This is a genomic window from Maricaulis sp. (assembly GCF_030149425.1).
Lineage (GTDB): Bacteria > Pseudomonadota > Alphaproteobacteria > Caulobacterales > Maricaulaceae > Maricaulis.
The window spans coordinates 76,637-94,461 of record NZ_JASBRQ010000051.1; the positions used below are offsets into that span (position 1 = coordinate 76,637).

At 62.7% G+C, this 17,825-nt stretch carries 14 protein-coding genes and 1 tRNA gene; 4 read left to right on the forward strand and 11 right to left on the reverse strand.

The window, feature by feature from the left end; translation table 11 throughout:
- The first annotated feature begins 57 nt into the window (after positions 1-57).
- Entirely contained in the window at positions 58-939 is an 882-nt protein-coding gene (gene phhA, locus Q1V57_RS08085; protein WP_300529469.1) for a phenylalanine 4-monooxygenase, read from the forward strand.
- An 8-nt stretch (positions 940-947) separates the two neighbouring features.
- On the opposite strand, the gene Q1V57_RS08090 is transcribed toward phhA, so the two are convergent.
- The 8 genes from Q1V57_RS08090 to Q1V57_RS08125 all read right to left on the reverse strand — a co-directional run bounded on the left by Q1V57_RS08090 (position 948) and on the right by Q1V57_RS08125 (position 11,288).
- Positions 948-1,391 (reverse strand): response regulator, encoded by a 444-nt coding sequence (locus tag Q1V57_RS08090; RefSeq protein WP_300529471.1) that lies wholly within the window; start codon positions 1,389-1,391, stop codon positions 948-950.
- A 210-nt stretch (positions 1,392-1,601) separates the two neighbouring features.
- Entirely contained in the window at positions 1,602-2,951 is a 1,350-nt protein-coding gene (gene astB, locus Q1V57_RS08095) for an N-succinylarginine dihydrolase (protein ID WP_300529473.1), read from the reverse strand.
- Positions 2,952-2,955: 4 nt separating this feature from the next.
- Positions 2,956-4,401: a succinylglutamate-semialdehyde dehydrogenase gene (gene astD, locus Q1V57_RS08100; RefSeq protein ID WP_300529475.1), complete on the reverse strand. Its 1,446-nt coding sequence runs from the start codon at positions 4,399-4,401 to the stop codon at positions 2,956-2,958.
- A 10-nt stretch (positions 4,402-4,411) separates the two neighbouring features.
- The gene (locus tag Q1V57_RS08105) at positions 4,412-5,422 is read right to left on the reverse strand and encodes an arginine N-succinyltransferase (RefSeq protein ID WP_300529477.1); all 1,011 of its coding nucleotides are present in this window, start codon (positions 5,420-5,422) and stop codon (positions 4,412-4,414) included.
- Between the two features lie 12 nt (positions 5,423-5,434).
- Positions 5,435-6,706 (reverse strand): hydrolase, encoded by a 1,272-nt coding sequence (locus tag Q1V57_RS08110; protein ID WP_300529479.1) that lies wholly within the window; start codon positions 6,704-6,706, stop codon positions 5,435-5,437.
- A gap of 69 nt (positions 6,707-6,775) precedes the next feature.
- On the reverse strand, positions 6,776-8,062 hold the full coding sequence (locus tag Q1V57_RS08115) for a cystathionine gamma-synthase family protein (protein WP_300529481.1): 1,287 nt from the start codon (positions 8,060-8,062) through the stop codon (positions 6,776-6,778).
- Between the two features lie 205 nt (positions 8,063-8,267).
- Positions 8,268-9,326, reverse strand: coding sequence for an OmpA family protein (locus Q1V57_RS08120; RefSeq protein WP_300529484.1), 1,059 nt, complete (start codon positions 9,324-9,326; stop codon positions 8,268-8,270).
- Positions 9,327-9,677: 351 nt separating this feature from the next.
- Positions 9,678-11,288 (reverse strand): L,D-transpeptidase family protein, encoded by a 1,611-nt coding sequence (locus tag Q1V57_RS08125; protein ID WP_300529486.1) that lies wholly within the window; start codon positions 11,286-11,288, stop codon positions 9,678-9,680.
- A 158-nt stretch (positions 11,289-11,446) separates the two neighbouring features.
- Between Q1V57_RS08125 and Q1V57_RS08130 the strand changes: the two genes are divergently transcribed.
- Both Q1V57_RS08130 and Q1V57_RS08135 read left to right on the forward strand, forming a co-directional pair.
- A complete protein-coding gene (locus tag Q1V57_RS08130; RefSeq protein WP_300529488.1) occupies positions 11,447-12,874 on the forward strand; it encodes a hypothetical protein in 1,428 nt (475 codons plus the stop codon).
- Positions 12,862-13,884, forward strand: coding sequence for a M14 family metallopeptidase (locus tag Q1V57_RS08135; RefSeq protein ID WP_300529490.1), 1,023 nt, complete (start codon positions 12,862-12,864; stop codon positions 13,882-13,884). The genes Q1V57_RS08130 and Q1V57_RS08135 overlap by 13 nt, the downstream gene beginning before the upstream one ends.
- 6 nt (positions 13,885-13,890) lie before the next feature.
- Here Q1V57_RS08135 and Q1V57_RS08140 read toward each other — a convergent pair whose 3' ends face one another.
- On the reverse strand, positions 13,891-15,570 hold the full coding sequence (locus Q1V57_RS08140; protein ID WP_300529492.1) for a carboxylesterase family protein: 1,680 nt from the start codon (positions 15,568-15,570) through the stop codon (positions 13,891-13,893).
- A 228-nt stretch (positions 15,571-15,798) separates the two neighbouring features.
- Positions 15,799-15,874 (reverse strand) — tRNA-Lys (locus Q1V57_RS08145).
- A 165-nt stretch (positions 15,875-16,039) separates the two neighbouring features.
- On the opposite strand from Q1V57_RS08145, the gene Q1V57_RS08150 reads away from it, so the two are divergent.
- Positions 16,040-16,624 (forward strand): hypothetical protein, encoded by a 585-nt coding sequence (locus Q1V57_RS08150; RefSeq protein ID WP_300529494.1) that lies wholly within the window; start codon positions 16,040-16,042, stop codon positions 16,622-16,624.
- Between the two features lie 3 nt (positions 16,625-16,627).
- Here the strand turns inward: Q1V57_RS08150 and tgt are convergent, their stop codons facing one another.
- Positions 16,628-17,755, reverse strand: coding sequence for a tRNA guanosine(34) transglycosylase Tgt (gene tgt / locus Q1V57_RS08155; protein WP_300529496.1), 1,128 nt, complete (start codon positions 17,753-17,755; stop codon positions 16,628-16,630).
- Positions 17,756-17,825: the final 70 nt, after the last annotated feature.

Sequence of the window (17,825 nt, forward strand, 5' to 3'; positions counted from 1 at the left end):
CGGTGCCCTGCTCGCGCTATAACTAGTTACATATGAAACTAGTTCCTGGAGCAGGCCATGCCCGTCAATGATCCCGTGGTGACCGAACAGACGCCGGCTGACGATTTTACCATTGACCAGAAATGGGACCTGTATTCCGGCGAGGAGCATGGGATCTGGACCAAGCTCTATGAGCGCCAGATGGGCGTGCTCAAGGGGCGCGCGGCGCCGGAGCACTTCAAGGGGCTGGAACTGCTCGACCTCAATGATGGCGGCATTCCCGATTTCCGCCGCGTCAATGAAAAGCTGGAGAAGCTCACCGGCTGGACGGTCGTCACCGTCCCGGGCCTGATCCCCGAGAAAGAATTCTATGAGCACCTCGCCAATCGGCGCTTCGTCTCCGGCCGCTTCATCCGCGACCCGCACAAGCTCGACTACCTGCCCGAGCCGGATATTTTCCACGATGTCTTCGGCCATGTGCCGCTGCTGACCCAGCCGGTGTTTGCCGATTACATGCAGGCCTATGGCAAGGGCGGGCTGCGCTCGCTGGAGTTTGACGCGATCCAGAACATGGCGCGGCTATACTGGTATACGGTCGAGTTCGGCCTCATCAACACGCCGGAAGGCCGCCGCATCTATGGCGCCGGAATCGTCTCCTCCAAGTCTGAATCCATCTTCGCTCTGGAAGCCCGTTCGCCGAACCGCATCCATTTCGATCTCGAGCGCATCATGCGCACCGACTATCGCTATGATGATTTCCAGCAGACCTATTTCGTCATCGACAGTTTCGAAGAGCTGATGGAAGCGACGTATGCCGATTTCGCACCGCTCTATGATCGCCTGCCGCAGCTGGGCGAGCTCAAGCCGTCCGATATTGTCGACGGCGACAAGGTCTATTCCCGCGGCACGCAGGAATACGCCATGAGCGGCGGTCTCACCGGTCACGCCGAAGCGGTCTAGTCAGTCGATCAGAGTTCGGTCGGTTTGATGACGATGTGCAGGCTGCCATCGGCACGCGCCTCGGCATGCACGCCCGGTGCGTCAATCACGACTTCTTCCAGCTTCTGCCGGGTCACCGGTTTGACGATGTAGAAACGTGCGCCGGCATCGCGGCAGCGCTGTTCCGCCTCCGGATTGCGGGTGCCGGAATAAACCCCGATGGCGCCGGACGGGATCAGGTCGGCCGCTTCCTGGATGAGCTTCAAGGCGCCGTCGGCTGCGAGGCTGAGGTCCGTCAGCACGAGCGCAGCCTGCCCGGCGCGTTCGCGTAAATGATCGAGCGCTTCGTCCGCCTTGGTGAAGGCGTGGAAATCAAAATCCACCCCGGCGTCCTCAAGGTCTGCCCGGAACAGGAAATGTTCATCTGGGTCATCGTCCACGAGGACGATCGGTACGCGTTGACCCTCGCTCACCACATGCTCCCCAACAAAAAGGCGCGCAAAGCTACCATATATCTTCAATCAGACCAGAACCGGCTTCCCGCTCCAGCAGACTTGGCCGCGGACTATCGGCACTCTTTCAAACGGTTGCAGGCATAAAAATATTCTGCCGCAGCATACAAGAGTTAGCGCGGTCGGCGGAGGATTCCAAGCCGGACTGATTCGCGCAATTCCCGTCTCCCATCAGCTACCGGAGCGCTGGAATTCGTAAAAATCACTGCCGAGCGACAGGATACCGGTCAGCTCATCAAGCGCCGCCTGGCTTTCGCCCAGCAGATTGGGATCTGCCAGATCGGCCGGCGCCAGCTGATCGCGATAATGCTCATTCGCCCACAGGCAGAGCCGGTCATAAAGGGCATCGTTCATCCAGATGCCCGGATTGACCGCGTCACGCTCGGCCTCGTTCAACACGACCCGCAGACGCAGGCAGGCGGGACCGCCGCCATTGCGCATCGACTCGCGCACTTCGGCATAGCGGACCTGGCCGATCGGCCCATTGCCGGCGACCAGCTGCTCGCAGAAGGCCCGGGTCCGATCATTTTCCTGCGTCTCGATCGGCGCCAGCAGGACCATGCGCTCCTCGCCCGGAATGGACAGGAGCTGGGAATTGAACAGGTAGGACGTCACCGCATCATCGAGCGACACCGCATCGGCGGGCACTTCGACAAAATCCGGTTGGAAACGGTCACGCGCCGCCCGTGATATCTCATCCAGCGCCGCGGCTTTGTCCTCGAATGCCTGTTCGTGAAAGAACAGCGTGTTGAGATTGCCGACGCAAACGACATCATTATGAAACGCGCCGGCATCGATCGCGGCGCGCGCTTGCCGGATCAGCACAGTCCGCCGCTTGTCCAGGCCATGACGCCGGGCGATGGCCTCGCACGATTGCAGCGACTGGCGCGCCGGGAAGCGCCCGGCCTCGCCTTCATGGCCATCACGGCCCCACACCAGTATCTCCACCCCGGCCTGGCCATGCTCACGGCACAGGCGGACATGGTTGGCCGCCCCTTCATCGGCAAACAGGGCATGGCTCGGCAAGGGCGGGTGAACGGCAAACCGTTCCGGATCAGCGAAGATGCGTTGTAGCGCCCGCTGGGTCTGCGGCCCCTCAATGGCGCGGTGCGGTGTAGTGTGCAGATTGGCGGGCGTGAAGTGCACCCGGCCGTCCACAGTGTCGGCCGAGGGCGAGACCATGGCAGCATTCGCCGCCCACATTGAAGAGGCCGAGGACAGGAGTTTGAGATAGCGCGGCTGTTCCCAGATCACCCGGGCCAGAACTTCGCTATCGCGTCCGGAATAGCCGATCGCCCGCATCACCGGCAGGTAGGGCCGCTCCTGGGGCGGCAAAACACCCTGCCACAGCCCGGCGCGGGCCAGGCTGCGCATTTTCGCCAGCCCTTCCAGCACCGCGCCGCGCGGCGAGGATATCCGGTCCTTATTGCGGGTACTCGCCAGATTACCCGCAGAAAGGCCGCCATAATTATGCGTCGGTCCAACCAGACCGTCGAAATTCGCCTCGATCGTTGCGTTCAATTGCCTAGTCCAGACCGCGGACGCTCATCCGCTCCGGCTCCCGTGCTGCCTGCGTCGCTACAGGGTAGGCACAATAATCGGCTGCATAATAGGCACTCGGGCGAAGATTTCCGGATTGACCCGGTCCGCCGAACGGCATGTTGGAAGCGGCGCCGCAGGTCGGGCGGTTCCAATTGACGATACCGGCCCGGCTTTCCACCCAGAAGCGTTCCCAAAGCTGCTCATCATCACTGATCAGCCCCGCGGAGAGCCCGTAAGCGGTATCATTGGCCGCAGCGATCGCCGCATCAAAGCTGGCCACCCGCACGACCTGGATCAGCGGGCCGAACACCTCTTCGTCCGGCACATCGACACCGGTGACGTCGATCACACCCGGCTGCAGGAAGGCCGGCCCCAGATCGCACGCCTCAACCGGAATCACCGCCTTGGCACCGCGCTTGAGAAGATCATCCTGCGCGGCCAGCACACCTTGGGCGGCCCGCTCGGAAACCAGCGGGCCAATAAAGGGCTGCGGATCGGCGTTCCAGGCCCCGATGGTCAGCTCGCGGGCGATCTCGGCGATGCGCCGGACCACGGCATCGCCGGCCTCCCCTTCGGGCACAATCAGGCGACGCGCGCAGGAGCAACGCTGTCCCGCGGTGATGAAGGAGGAGTTCACGGCAATGCGGGCCGACGCCTCAACATCGGCTGCATCCCAGACCACGAGCGGATTATTGCCGCCCATCTCCAGCGCCAGCTGAACATCGGTGCGGCCGGCGAATTTCTGGTGGATGAACTTGCCTGTTGGCCAGGAACCGGTGAAGAGCACCCCGTCCAGCTCGGCATGATCCAGCGCCGCCGCGCCGGTATCGCGGGCACCATGGACCAGATTGACCACACCGGCGGGAACGCCCGCGGCTTCGAACGCCTTGACCATGAAATCGGCAACGGCGGGCGTGATCTCGGACGGCTTGAACACCACCGTATTGCCCGCCAGCAACGCCGGAATGATATGCCCGTTGGGCAGATGGCCCGGGAAGTTATACGGGCCGAGCACGAACATCACCCCGAGCGGCTTGTGCGCCATTGCGGCATAGCCAAAAGCGGTATCGGTTGAGTGCTCGCCGGTGCGTTCGGCGTAGGCCGTGCGGGAGATATCGACCTTGCCAATCATCGCTCCGGCTTCGCCGGCGGTCTCCCACAGCGGTTTGCCGGTCTCCCGGGCGATCAGGTCCGCCAGCTCGTCCTTGTGCGCTTCCAGATAGGCCTTGTAAGCGAGGACGATCTCCACGCGCTCCGGGAACAGGCGCCGGCCCCAGGCCGGAAATGCAGCACGGGCGGCCTTGAAAGCCTGATCCACCTGATCGGCACTGGCCGCGCGGCCTTCCCAGATCAGGCTGCCATCTGCCGGGTTTTCCGAGCGCATGGCTTCGCCGCTGCCTTCAACCCACTGTCCGTCGATATAATTCATGCCATCATCCTTATCGGCGCCAGAACCGGGCGCGCTCACCATCCTGAAGATCAAGGGCCTGCATGGTTTCATAGGGCAGCCCGACCACATCACCGTCGATCACGGCCTGCGTCTGACAGGTCCGGAAATTGTCAAACCGGTCAGTCGACACAATGCCGGACACGCCACCTGCGACCGAAGCGGCCCGGGCGGTAACGACGCGGCTTTCATTTAAGGTGCGGATCTGCTCGGTCCAAGCCGAGACCAGCGGCCCGCCATCGAAAATGTCGACATAGCGATTATAGTGGAAGCCTTCCCACTCCAGCAGGCGCAAGGCCCCTGCCCCGTCCTTGTGGGTCTTGCCGACCACTTCCTGGACCTCTTTGGGCAGGAGATCGAGATAGATCAGGTGCTGCGGTCCCAGATCGAGAATGAACTGGTTATCGGTCGAGGCACTGAGCTTGTCGGCCTCGTCGAAATCCATGCGGAAGAAGGGGCGCGAGACCGCGTCGTAGAAGGGCGAAGAGCCATCATCGTGAACCACGCCGCGCAGTTCCGCGAGGACCTTGTCGCCGAAACGTTCGCGGCCGGCCGCGATCAGGAGATAGCGCGATTGCGCCACCAGCCGCCCGGCACCGGTGCCACGTCCGGCCTCGGACACAAACAGCGTCCCCACCTCTGTCGCGCCGGCAAAGTCGTTGACCAGCAGCATGGCGTCCATATCGAAGCGGCGGCCGGCCTCGGTGGAATGGCGGGCCATGGTGAAAATCTTGAAGTCCCAGTAAGGCTTTGACACGCCGACCATAGCCTTGACGGCGGAGCAGCCGATAATGGCGCCGCTGCTACTGTCCTCCAGCATCAGCTGATAGGTATCCTCGGTCTGTTCGATGCCCGGCTTGGCGAAAGCGGCCTCGGACTTGACCAGCCGCTCCTCGAGAGCCTCCGGCGGTACTGCCAGCGAGGTAAAACCGGTCCCGGCCTCCTCAGCGAGCTTGATCAGGGCATCGATATCAGTGCGGCGCGCCGCCCGGACAATGAGCATTCCTATTCCCCCCTAGGACGCCGTCTCGCCGCGTGCGAGGGCACGGGCCTGACGGGCGTCAAATTCGCCCTGTGCAAATTTCATCAGCATCACGGCAGACAGTTTCGCGCGTTCGGCGAAGCTGGACAGTTTCACGATTTCACGGTCGGAGTGGATGTCCGCACCGCGCACCCCGAGCGTATCGACATTGGGACAGCCCGCGGCCCACAGATTATTGCCTTCACAGACACCGCCCGTGTCCTGCCAGCGGATATTGAGCCCGATCGCGCCACCGGCTGCACGCGTCCATTCGAACATTTTCGCATTGGCCGGCGTCATCGGTTTGGGCGGGCGGGTAAAGCCGCCATGCAACTCCGCTTCGATCCCGTCGCGGATCCGGACTTCGTCGAGCAGGCGCTCGAGCTCCGCCTCGACCCAGATCTTGTCATTCTCGCTGGCAACGCGGACATTGAAGCGCGCCACAGCGGTGTCGGGCACAACATTCTCCGGTCCGCCACCGTCGATGCGGGCCAGGTTGAAGGTGACATCGGGCCGTTTGCCATTGAGCTGATCCAGGCCCAGCCCGAAGGCGCAAGCGGCGGCGATGGCATTGCGGCCAAGATGGTGCTCGCGGCCGGCATGCGCCGCCTTGCCGGAAACTTTCAGGGCCCAATTGCCCGAGCCCTTGCGGGCCCCTGCCAGCGATCCATCGGCCAGGGCCGGCTCATAGGTCATGCCGACATCTGCACCGGCGGCGAGTTCGGCCAGGATCGGAGCCGAGCCGCGCGAGCCGATCTCCTCGTCCGGGCTGATCAGCACATCAACACCGATCTCATCCTTCCAGGGCGACCGCTGTAGGCCGAGAAGACCATGCAGCATGACGATGATGCCGCCCTTCATGTCCGCTACGCCGGGACCGTTGAGCGTGTCCTCATCCCATAACTCGGTGGTCTGGAAATGACTATTTTCCGGGAAGACCGTGTCGTGGTGACCGGTCATGACGATGCGAATCGGCGCCTGCGGCCGGATGCGGCAGTGAAAGGATGGCGTGTAAGCCTTCTCCGTCACCCGCCCGTCCCGCTCGACCACGGTCGAGGGTGGCAGCTCGACAGCGGAAATCTCTCCGCCCAGCTCCGCGAAAGCCTCCTCCAGCTTGGCGCGCATGCGCTCCAGCCCGGCGGCATTATGGCTACCTGAATTGATCGCTGACCAGTCCTTGACGGTGGCGATCATGTGATCGGCGCGGCTGTCGATCCAGTCGAGGACCGCGCGCTCGTCGGCGTTTAGCTCTACCCGTTCCAGCATGGGGAAGTGATAGCCGTTTCCCGCGGCGGGTCCACCCCCGCAATGACATCATTGCGGGGGTGAAGGCCGTTAGACGTGTTCCAGCGCCTGTTTCAGGTCAGCGATGAGGTCATCGGGGTTCTCGATCCCAACCGACATCCGCACCAGACCGTCAGTAAAGCCCTGGCGCTCACGCAGGGCCGGGTCGACACCGCGGTGAGTCGTCGATCCCGGGTGGCAGATCAGTGTCTCGGTCCCGCCGAGGCTGACGGCCAGCTTCATCACCCGCAATGCGTTGAGCATGCGGAAAGCCGCCGCTTCGTCTTCAAGGTCGAAGGCGAAGGTGGAACCGGCAGTGGTACACTGGGCGGCGAAGACCCGTGCGTCACGGCTGCCCTCTTCCTGGAAACCGAGATAGCGCACACGCTGGACCTTGGGGTGGTCGCGCAGATATTCGGCCACCTTGCGGGCACCGGCAGCAGCGGCCTCCATGCGGATTTTCACCGTTTCCAGCGAACGCAGCAGCATCCAGCTGGTGTGGGCATCGAGATTGGTCCCGAGATAGCCGCGCAGGCTGCGGATCTTGGCCATCAGCTCGGAGGAGCCGACAGCGGAACCGGCGATCAGATCACTATGCCCGCCGATATATTTGGTCAGCGAATAGACCAGCACGTCCGCACCGAGCGAGAGCGGTGAAGTATTCACCGGTCCCAGGAAGGTGTTGTCGGTGACGATGGTCGGACGCTTGCCCTGCTTGTCGGCGATCAGGTCGGCGACACGGCCGACGGCCGCGAGATCAACCAGGTCATTGGTCGGGTTGGTCGGGCTTTCAGTGTAGATCACCGAGACTTCGCCCTGTGCCATGGCCTGTTCGGCTGCAGCCATAAGGTCTGCCTCTTCCGCCCCGGCGTCGAAATCGACGGCCTTGATGCCGTAATTGGGCAGGAATTTGCGGATCAGGCTTTCCGTACCGCCATAGAGCGGGGTGGATTGCAGGATCACCGAACCGGCGTGGGCCAGTGCCATCAAAGTGGTTGAGATCGCTGCCATGCCGGACGAGAAGACCGCTGCCTCCTCGGCGCCGTCATAAATCGCGAGGCGGTCTTCGAGCACTTCCATATTCGGGTTATTGAAACGCGAATACATCAGGCCGGCCGCTTCCGGATCACCCTTTTCGGCCTGCCCTAAAGTAACACGGAAGAAGGCCGCGCCCTCTTCAGCACTGGAAAAGGCGAAGGTCGAGGTCAGGAAGACCGGCGGCTTGATCGACATTTCCGAGAGCTTGGGATCAAACCCGTAGCTCATCATCTGGGTTTCCGGGCTCAGTACGTGACCGGCGACATCGCGTTTGCGGTAAGGTTTGTCGGGCTTGCTCATCTTTTCCTCCCGTTGATCGCTGCAGAGCGCGCGATCTGTTCCGTGGGGGCATTTGACGGGGTCTAGGAGCCGGGTCAAGCCCATACTCAGCGGCACAAAAAATGCGACCGAAACGCCCCCGATCGCACCCAGTTTGAGCAATTTTTTTCCAAAAAAGAACGGCCCGGCGAAATGCCGGGCCGTTCCAATCGGTTACGATCGACGCTTAGTCGAGCGTGATAACCACTTCCGTACGACGGTTGAGCGGCTCGCGAACACCGTCAGCCGTGGAAACAGCGGTGTTGGTCTCACCGAAGGCTTCCATGGAGATGGCGCTCGAAGCGATGCCGAGGCGAACCAGCTCGTCGCGAACGACGTTGGCGCGGCGCTCGGACAGGCGCACATTGTATGCAGCTGCGCCGGAACGGTCGGTAAAGCCGGCCACGGACACGCGGGTCACGTCGCAGGAGCCAGTCTGGTTGGCTGCCTGGGCGATCACGGCACGAGCCTGATCCGTCAGATCCGAACGATCCCACTCGAAGTAGACGATGAAGTCCACGTCCTCACATGCCGGCGGCGGAGGCGGCGGCGGCGGAGGCGGCGGGGGAGGCGGCGGCGGCGGCGGCGGCGGCGGCGGAGGCGGCGGCGGCGGAGCTGCGAAGGAATAACGCAGGCCGATCCATGCCTCGTGGCCGGCCAGAGCATCGACGCTCACGCCCGGGTTATAGTCGGTGCCCGCCATGGACACATAGCGGTACTCGGTGTCCAGGGTCAGACGCTCGGTCAGATCCCAGCCGATACCGGCCAGCAGCTGCCAAGTGAATGCCGTGTCGCTGTCCTGAGCGATGACATAGGAACCCGGAACGGTGATGCCGTTCGGGTAGCCGGCCAGATAGCCGTCCATGTCGGTCAGGCCAACACCAAGACCGAGATACGGGTGGTAGGAACCGTCCGGATTGAAGTCGAAGATGGCGTTCGCCATCAGGGACCACATCTGGAAGTCGCTATCGCTGTTCGGGAATTTACCGACAGCGCCCGTTTGGTTGTAGCGATGAGCCAGTTCACCCTCGAGACGAAGGCCATCAGCCCATTCGTAACCGAGAGCAACCATCTCGCGAAGTTCACCTTCGCCATTGATTTCGCCGTTAAGCGCGCCCGAAACATCCGTATCGCCCGGTGCGCCATAGCCAAGCGCGCCGCGAACGTACCAGCCTTCGTCAGCGAACGCAGGAGCCGCTGCGAGAATGGCACCAACGGCGGCCGCCGTGAAAAGCCGTGCTTTCATCATTCCCCCTCCGGAGGCATCTGCCTCCTTGGTGTGACTGACCAATTCCTATCCGGCCGAAACTGGACCAGATCGAAATAACTTGGAGTGCCCCCTGCGGACATTCCTATTAAATTCCCTACAACAATTAACAATTGGACGCCATAGCAAGCTGCGGGATTTCAGGCATTTGATGCGAAAAATCGATTTAGTTGCAAGACTGCTACACTCGCCTAATACGGATAGGTAACACTTTGTTTTCGCGTATGCTTACTGAAGACGTTTGGACACAGCCCCGCCCACCCCTCGCCGATTGGCGATCAGACCGCTCCCTCCAAGCCGCGCGTCAAAGCGGCGCAGTAACCTGTCCAGTTAATTAAGCGAGGCCGCCAGCGACTCGTAAACCGCCGCCACCTCGTCCTGATCCGGCTGCACCGCATTATAGGCGGCCATGTAGGCTTCGATCAGGCGGTTATCGCGCCGGTAAAGGTCGTTGAGATAGCGCACTTCGCCATCGCTATCGCCGACCACGGTCCAATAGGCGATATGCACGGGAAGCTGCTCGTCGAGCCAGACGACATCCGGCGTATTGCCGGCGGCCACCTCATCCAGCCGGGCGCGATCATATCCGTCCTGACCGTCGAGTATCCATTCCGCCAGCGCAAACGGGTCCTGCACACGGATACAGCCGGCGGAGAAATCGCGCCGGGTCCGCACGAACTGGTCGCGCTCGGTGGTGTCGTGGATGTAGACATTGTGGCGGTTGGGGAAGATGAACTTCACCTCACCCATCGGATTGGTCGGTCCGGGCGCCTGTGACAGGCGATACGGCCAGCTGCCCGTACCCCAGCGGGACCAGTCGACCTGATATGGCCGCACCGCTTGGCCGCTGGCATCGAAAATCCGGAAACCATGATAGGCGGCCACATTCGGATTGCGGCGGATGGAGCGGAAACGCGAGCGGGCCGAACCGGTCGGCACACCCCACCACGGATTGATCACCAGATACTCCATCATGTCGGAGAATTCCGGCGTTGAGCTCGCGGCGCGCCCGACCATGACCTGGTGTTCGCGCACCAGCTCGCCATCTTCCCAGGCCTCGAGATGGAAGTCGGCGATATTGACCCAGATATGCCGCCGTCCGAGATCGCGCTCGCGCCAACGGCGCTGCTCCATATTGGAGCGCAATTGGGCGATCCGCGCCTGCGGCTGGATGTTCAACTGGCGCAGCGTGTTCTGATCCATACGACCGGTCGGCGCCAGATTGACACGCCCCTGGAACCGCCGCACCGCAGTTTCCAGACGCATATCGAACGCATCGCCCTCCTCCCAGGCACCGGGATAGAGCCCTTCGGCCGCCAATCGGGCACGCAATTGATCCACCCGGACACCGCTATCGCCCGTCGAGAGCGACTCGCCCGCTTCAATTCCAGGCCAGATCGGCTGCAGCGCGGTCAGCCGGATCATTTCCTGGCGCAGGATTTCATAATCGCGGACGCGCGGAGCAAAATCGGCAAATACGGCCGCGAAATCGCCGCTGACCAAGGCGTCAGACAAGCCCGCAATCAGCAGATTGCGCTCGGCATTATCAAGACGGCGTGCATCAAGGCTTTCCTGGTCAACCAGCCCGAAGCGTAACCATCCGCCAAAGCGCATGAAGGCCCGTTCGGCCAGCACCACCCGCTCGGCCAGGTCAATCGTGGGGTTGGAGAGCTGGAAAGCGGTGTCGTCCAGTGAGGGCAGGCCATGGCTCGGCGCCTCGAACAACTGCACCGCCAGCGCATCGACATGCGCTTCTGTCCAGGCCGAACGCGCCGGCATGGCCCGCAAGGGCACCTGCGGCACCGGCGCAGCTTCGATTTCCACCGGCACCTGCACACCTGGACCATCGGGATCCTGGGCACGATCCTGCGCCCCGTCCTGAGCCAGAACGGGCAACGCGGTCGCCGCGGCAAACAGCAATGTCGTCAGGACGGCTCGCACCAGTCTTCTCCCAAAACCGGAATCCATCTTAACCACGCAAATTCGATTCCAATACCCGTTTTGGACCCTTAGGGGCGGAAGAATACCAAAGCGCGGCTTTTTGGTCGCATGGTCAAGGCGGCGGCAGCTCAATACCCTCAAATAAAGGGAGGACTTATATGGGCCGCGAGATCACGTCTGACGAGCGCCTGGATGAAAGCGCGTTTCAGGAAAGGCTGCGGGCTGAGAGCAAGCTGGCCATGACCTGGTTTCGCGACCGGGCGTTTGAAGCGCCTGAAACGCCCAGTATCGGTCTCGAAGTCGAAGCCTGGCTGGTCGATAAGGACGGGCTGCCGAGCCCGGACAATATCCGTTTCCTCAACCGCCTCGATGACCCGTTGATGGTACCGGAACTGGCCGCTTTCAACTTCGAGTACAATGCCCCGCCCAGCAAGCTGCGCCAGTCGGTGTTCGGCGATATGGATGCCCAACTGACGGACGTCTGGCTGCGCGCGACCGAGGCAGCGGGCACGCTGGAGCTGACGCCGCTGATGACCGGTATTCCGGCGACATTGCGCGAACCGATGCTGTCACTCGATACCATCACCGAGTCGGCGCGCTACCGTCTGCTCAATGACCGCCTGTTCCAGCTGCGCGGCGGCACGCCCTTGACCATCGCCATTGACGGGCGCGAGCGGCTCGACCTGGTCCAGGATCATCTCATGATCGAGGCCGCGTGCACCTCATTGCAGGTGCATCTCATGCTGACCCAGGACAATGCGGCCGCCAGCTATAATGCGTCGCAAATCGCTTCGGCGCCGCTGATTGCCATAAGCTCCAACTCGCCCTTCCTTTATGGCCGCCGGCTTTGGGAAGAGACGCGTATCCCCGCGTTTGAATCGGCGGTGAACCTGCCTGGATACCGTCAGGCCAGCGGGCGCCGCTCCAACCGGGTCTCCTTCGGCAATGGGCATTTGCGCAGCTCCATGATGGAGCTTTTCCTGGAGAATCTGGACGGCTATCCGCCCTTCCTGCCCATGGTATCGGACACGCCGGAAGATCACCTCGTTCACTTCAATCTGCACAATGGGACGATCTGGCGCTGGACCCGCCCCATCCTCTATCCCGGCAAGGGCAAGACGCCCCATCTGCGGCTGGAAAACAGGGTCATGCCGGCCGGTCCGACCGTCATCGACATGGTCGCCAATACCGCCTTCTGCATCGGCCTGATTCTGTATCTGCGTGACCAGGAGAACCTCGCCGAGCGGCTGCCGTTCGAGATGGCACGGCGCAATTTCTACAGCGCCGCCAAGCAGGGATTGAGTGCCGACCTCGTCTGGCTCGATGGCGAGGTGATCAATACCCAGGTGCTGATCCGCGAGCGGCTGACCGACGCGGCCGAGACTGCCCTGGTCGGGGCGGGCGTCGATCGCTCCGACGCGAAAACCTATATCGACATCATCCGCGGCCGCGGCCGCAATGGTCAGACCGGCGCCGCCTGGCAGCGCGCCCACGCCAACTGCAATGGCAATGACCACCAAAGCCTCGTTCTCGACTATCTTGCCCGCCAGCAGGAGGGAGCACCGGTTCATCAATGGACCCTGTAACACTGCCGCTGGCGCGGTATGACGCCCTGCCCGACGCGCTACTGCGGATCGGGCCGCGCGAGATTCGGTCTGTCTTTCCCGATCCGGCGCTGATCCATCTTGAGGGATTGGCCGGAGCACCGGTGTTTCTGTCGGTGTTGCTGCACGGCAATGAGACAACCGGGTTTTTCGTGTTGCAGCGTCTGGCGCACTGGATGCGGTCACACAAACTGCCGCGGCCGCTGATCATTTTCGTGGGTAATGTCCATGCGACCGAAGCCGGCGTGCGCCATCTCGCCGCTCAGCCCGATTATAACCGCATCTGGGAAGGCGGCCCCGGCCCGGAACATGCCCTGGCCATGGAGGTGCTGGCAGTCGCCCGGGACGCCCGGCCTTTCGCCGCAATCGACATTCACAACAATACCGGGCTCAATCCGCACTATGCCTGCGTCAACCGGCTGGAGCCGGAATTTCTCCACCTGGCCTCCCTGTTCAGCCCGACCCTGGTGACCTTCAACAACCCCTCCAGCGTTATTTCCATGGCGATGGCGAACATCTGCCCGGCGGTCACCGTCGAGGCCGGCAAGTCGGGCGATGCACGCGGGATTGAGCGGGCGTTTGATCTGGTGCTCGACACGCTGCACCTGCACGCCTTCCGCACGTCCGGCCTGGAGCGGAAAGTGTCCATCTACGAGACCGTCGGCCGGGTCGAGCTGGCCCGCCACCTCTCCTTCGGTTTTACCGAAACCTCCGACGCGGACCTGGTCTTCCCGGCTGATCTGGAGCGCTGGAATTTCACTGGACTCAAGGCCGGCACCGAATTCGCCACCAGCCGCGTTCCGGCCCCGGTGCTGCGCGTGGTCAACGCCCGCCGCGAGGATATCACGGCCGATTTCTTTGCGCGCGACGGCAACGCCATCCGCCTGACGCGCGACATCACCCCGTCCATGCTGACCCGGGATCCGCACATCTTGCGCGAAGACTGCCTGTGCTATCTGATGCAGGAAATCCCGGCCCCGGTTGAGGCTTGACCTGCCCTAGCAGGTCAGCACTGCGTCGAAATCGGGCCGCAATTGCGGATCGCGTGACAGGATCGCGGCGGCAACAGCGCATTTCAGCTCTGCAGACAAGCGCTCATCGCTTGCCAGATCGGACGCGATCAAGGCCGCGGTTTCGACCCCGTTGAGGATCTCACTGCCTCCGTCCTCGGGCGTATCAAAGCGCATCAACACGCCCTGCTCACTCCAGGCCGGCCAGTCTGCCTCTGGCACCCCATTGGCGGCGAGGCTGCCCCAGTGGCGGCCCATATCCCGGGCCACGGCTGCACGACCCGGGAAGTTGCCATTATTAAACAGGATCGGGTCGAGCTGGCCGTAAAATTCAAAATGGTTGAAGACGAACGGAATCTCCATGGAGTGGGCCGCCCCCATGAGATGGGCGAGGTCCGTTACCAGGAAGCGACCGCCCTCGTCCCAGTCGAAACGGTAGGCCCAGACTTGGTCATGCCCGGCACCGTTCAGCGCAACGGCGAGCTCATCCACCGCCAGGGCGCGCCAGATGCGGCTGGGATATTCCGCGACGGCATCATAGACGTCGCGATCCTTGGCCCAGATGAAAGGACCGATACGGTTGACCAGCTGCGGATTGAGCAGGCCGTAAAGCTTCATCTCGTCAAGATTGGCCCCCGTGATCACCGGCACCGGCGCAAACCCGCCCGGCGTCTGCGCCGCGCCGAGGATTCCGCCTTGCGGGATCACCACACCATCCTCGATCATGCGCGGCATGTCGCTGCTCGCAGCGAGGGCTTCGCGATAGGCCTCATAGACGTCGTTGAGCGGCGTTGCCCGCATGGTCGCGGCGTCTGCATCGGGTCCGGCAAACACCGCGGCCCGGTCAATGCCCGAATTGGGCGCAGTTTGCTCGGCTTCCTCGAGGGTCACGGTGCGCGTACTGCCGCTTTGAATGATCGCGGCATGGAAAAGTCCGCGCGCCATCTCGCTGGCCAGAAGCGCGGCGACATTATGCCCGCCGGCGCTTTCGCCGAAAATCGTCACCCGGCCGGCATCTCCGCCGAACGCATCCGCATTGTCCTGCACCCACTCGAGCGCCGCGATCATGTCGAGCACGGCGAAATTTGCGGCCCGGTCGGCATTTGTTTCGCTGTCGGAACGGAGCGCGGGATGGGCCAGCCAGCCCAACGGGCCCAGGCGGTATTGCATCGCGATGACGATCACATCGCGGTCCATGGCCAGCTGGCGGCCATCATAAGCGGAGGACCGCCCCCAGGTATTGGCACCGCCATGGATCCACACCATCACCGGCAAATCATCACCCGGCTGCGTGCCCGGCGGGGCATAGATATCCAGGGTCAGGCAGTCTTCCGAACCGATGATCTGACCCGCCTCAAGCCCCTCCGCTTCATCCAGCGCATTAGTGATCTGCGGGCAGCGCGGGCCAAATTCGAGCGCTTCAAACCGGGCCTCAAACGCCTCCGCCGGGCGGGGTGCCCGCCAGCGCAGATCGCCCACCGGGGCCGCCGCATAGGGCACAGCGCGCCAGACCTGGGCGCCGAATTGATCGGTAAACCCGACCAGCTCCCCCTGGCTGATGGTCCGCGCCGTGGTCTCGTCAATCACCGCCGGCGGTTCCACCGGTTCACCACAGGCCACCAGACTGGCCAGCACTGCCGGCACCGCAAAGAGTTTGAACACACGCATGAAGCCCTCCCCGTTTGATCGAAGAGATTAGGCGTTTCGGGCGCTCTGGCAATTGGCTGATTTGCGACTACCCCTCAACCCAAACGCTGATCAATGGTGCGCTGGCACGGGTGCGGGTTTCGGCGGGTTCGGGGAGCGTGGAACAAGGGCTCGCCTAGACGACGCCTGCCGCCCCAGGCCTTCCGGCTCGGAGCGTTTTCAAATCATTTCAATCGCTTGGGAAAGAAATGGTGAGCCGACAGGGATTCGAACCCTGGACCGTCTGATTAAAAGTCAGATGCTCTACCAGCTGAGCTATCGGCTCCCGTTTCGGAAGAGCGCGGAACCTATACGCGCGAATCTGTGTGGTCAATGCGCATTTGCTGATCGATTTCAGTATTTTTGATGCGATTTCGTCACAATCATTTGTATGATGGTTGTCATGACGGGGAGAGTTCAGATTTTCGTATGTGTTCTCGCGGCGTTAGCTGTGAGTGCGTGTAGTTCCACGCGGCAGCGTGCGGGCCAGGCGAGCGATTTTGCGCGCGATGAAACCCGGGTTGCCGTGGAAGATGCCGTTGGCCTGCCGCGCCAGCGCCCGGGCCAGATCATGGTCGATGAAGGCGATGACACGGTGCCGACCCCTTATGGCGGTGATGGCTCGCGCCGGCGCTGTTCGACCGTGTCGCGTGATATTGCCCGTCTGACCGTGATTCTCGGCCCGGATATCGAGGAAGAACAACGCCTCGCCGAAGCCGCCGAACCGGATGAGGACAGCTGGGTCAGCCGCGGCGCCCATGCGGCCCGGCGCGCGCCCGGTGCAGCCGCTGATGCAACGCGGGGGCTTTATCGCTCCACCATTGTCGGCCTCAACCCGATCCGCCCGGTGGTCCGCTTTATCGGCGGCGCCGGACGCATTGAGGGCGAAGCGCGCGAACAGCGCGACCACGCCCAGCGCCGGCGGGCCTATCTGCGCGGCCTTTATGACGGCTTCGGGTGTCCGGAAAGCTATATGGAACGCGCCTTTGAAGCCTATGGCCTGATCGAGCAAGCCGACGGCAGCCATAAACGCTAATCGCTAGGACTTCGACGTCCCCTCGGCCCAGCGCGCATTGAACTGCGCCCGGAAGGCCTCGAACTCGCCGGCCTCGATGGCTGCCCGCATGCGCGCGGTCAGGTCTTCGAAGTAAGCGATATTGTGCCAGCTGAGCAGCATGGCCGAGAGATATTCACCGGACCGGAAGAGATGGTTGAGATAGGCCTTGGAATAGTCGCGGCTGGCCGGGCAATTGAGCTCCGGGTTGAGCGGCGTTTCGTCCTCAATGAATTCGGCGCGCTTGATATTGATCGGGCCGTAGTCCGACCAGGCCTGCCCGTGCCGGCCTGACCGCGTCGGCAGCACGCAGTCGAACATGTCGACCCCGCGCGCCACGGCTTCCACCAGGTCAATCGGCTTGCCCACGCCCATCAGATAGCGTGGCCGCTCGACCGGCAGGTGCGGCGTGGTGAAGTCGAGCACCTGGCACATCAGCTCGAAACCCTCGCCAACCGCCAGCCCGCCAATGGCATAACCGTCATAGCCGGTCTCGATCGAGCGCTCGGCGCTTTCCCGGCGAAGATCATCAAAAACCGAGCCCTGGACGATCCCGAACAGGGCCTGGTCCGAACGCTCACCAAAAGCCGCCTTGGAGCGGGCGCCCCAGCGCAGGGACAGCTCCATAGACGACGCGGCCTCATCCTTGGTGCAGCCAAAGGCGGTGCATTCATCCAGCTGCATGGAGATGTCAGCGCCCAGCAGGTCGGCCTGGATCTCGATCGAGCGTTCCGGGGTCAGCGAATGCTTCGACCCGTCAATATGGGAGGAGAAGGTCACCCCCTCCTCGCTCATCTTGCGCAGTTTGGACAGCGACCAGACCTGGAAGCCGCCGCTATCGGTGAGGATCGGGCCTTTCCAGGTCGAGAAATTGTGCAGACCGCCGAGCGTCTTCACCCGCTCCGCGCCAGGGCGCAGCATGAGGTGATAGGTATTGCCCAGGATGATATCCGCCCCGGTCTCCTTGACCTGGTCCATATACAGCGCCTTGACCGTGCCGGCAGTACCGACCGGCATGAAGGCCGGGGTGCGGATCTCGCCGCGCGAAGTGGTCAGGACACCGGAACGGGCAGCGCCGTCGGTCGCTTTGATCGTGTAAGGAAATGCACTCATGGGGCGCGCTTCTAGTCCGCCTTGGGCCAAAGCGAAAGCCATGGCGTTCATCTTCAGCTCAGCCGCAGGG

Excerpts from the sequence above, each read along its gene's own strand:
- phhA (WP_300529469.1), top strand. The coding sequence starts at position 58 with ATGCCCGTCAATGATCCCGTGGTGACCGAACAGACGCCGGCTGACGAT.
- astD (WP_300529475.1), bottom strand. The coding sequence starts at position 4,401 with ATGAATTATATCGACGGACAGTGGGTTGAAGGCAGCGGCGAAGCCATG.
- Q1V57_RS08105 (WP_300529477.1), bottom strand. The coding sequence starts at position 5,422 with ATGCTCATTGTCCGGGCGGCGCGCCGCACTGATATCGATGCCCTGATC.
- Q1V57_RS08110 (WP_300529479.1), bottom strand. The coding sequence starts at position 6,706 with ATGCTGGAACGGGTAGAGCTAAACGCCGACGAGCGCGCGGTCCTCGAC.
- Q1V57_RS08115 (WP_300529481.1), bottom strand. The coding sequence starts at position 8,062 with ATGAGCAAGCCCGACAAACCTTACCGCAAACGCGATGTCGCCGGTCAC.
- Q1V57_RS08120 (WP_300529484.1), bottom strand. The coding sequence starts at position 9,326 with ATGAAAGCACGGCTTTTCACGGCGGCCGCCGTTGGTGCCATTCTCGCA.
- Q1V57_RS08130 (WP_300529488.1), top strand. The coding sequence starts at position 11,447 with ATGGGCCGCGAGATCACGTCTGACGAGCGCCTGGATGAAAGCGCGTTT.
- Q1V57_RS08135 (WP_300529490.1), top strand. The coding sequence starts at position 12,862 with ATGGACCCTGTAACACTGCCGCTGGCGCGGTATGACGCCCTGCCCGAC.
- Q1V57_RS08140 (WP_300529492.1), bottom strand. The coding sequence starts at position 15,570 with ATGCGTGTGTTCAAACTCTTTGCGGTGCCGGCAGTGCTGGCCAGTCTG.
- tgt (WP_300529496.1), bottom strand. The coding sequence starts at position 17,755 with ATGAGTGCATTTCCTTACACGATCAAAGCGACCGACGGCGCTGCCCGT.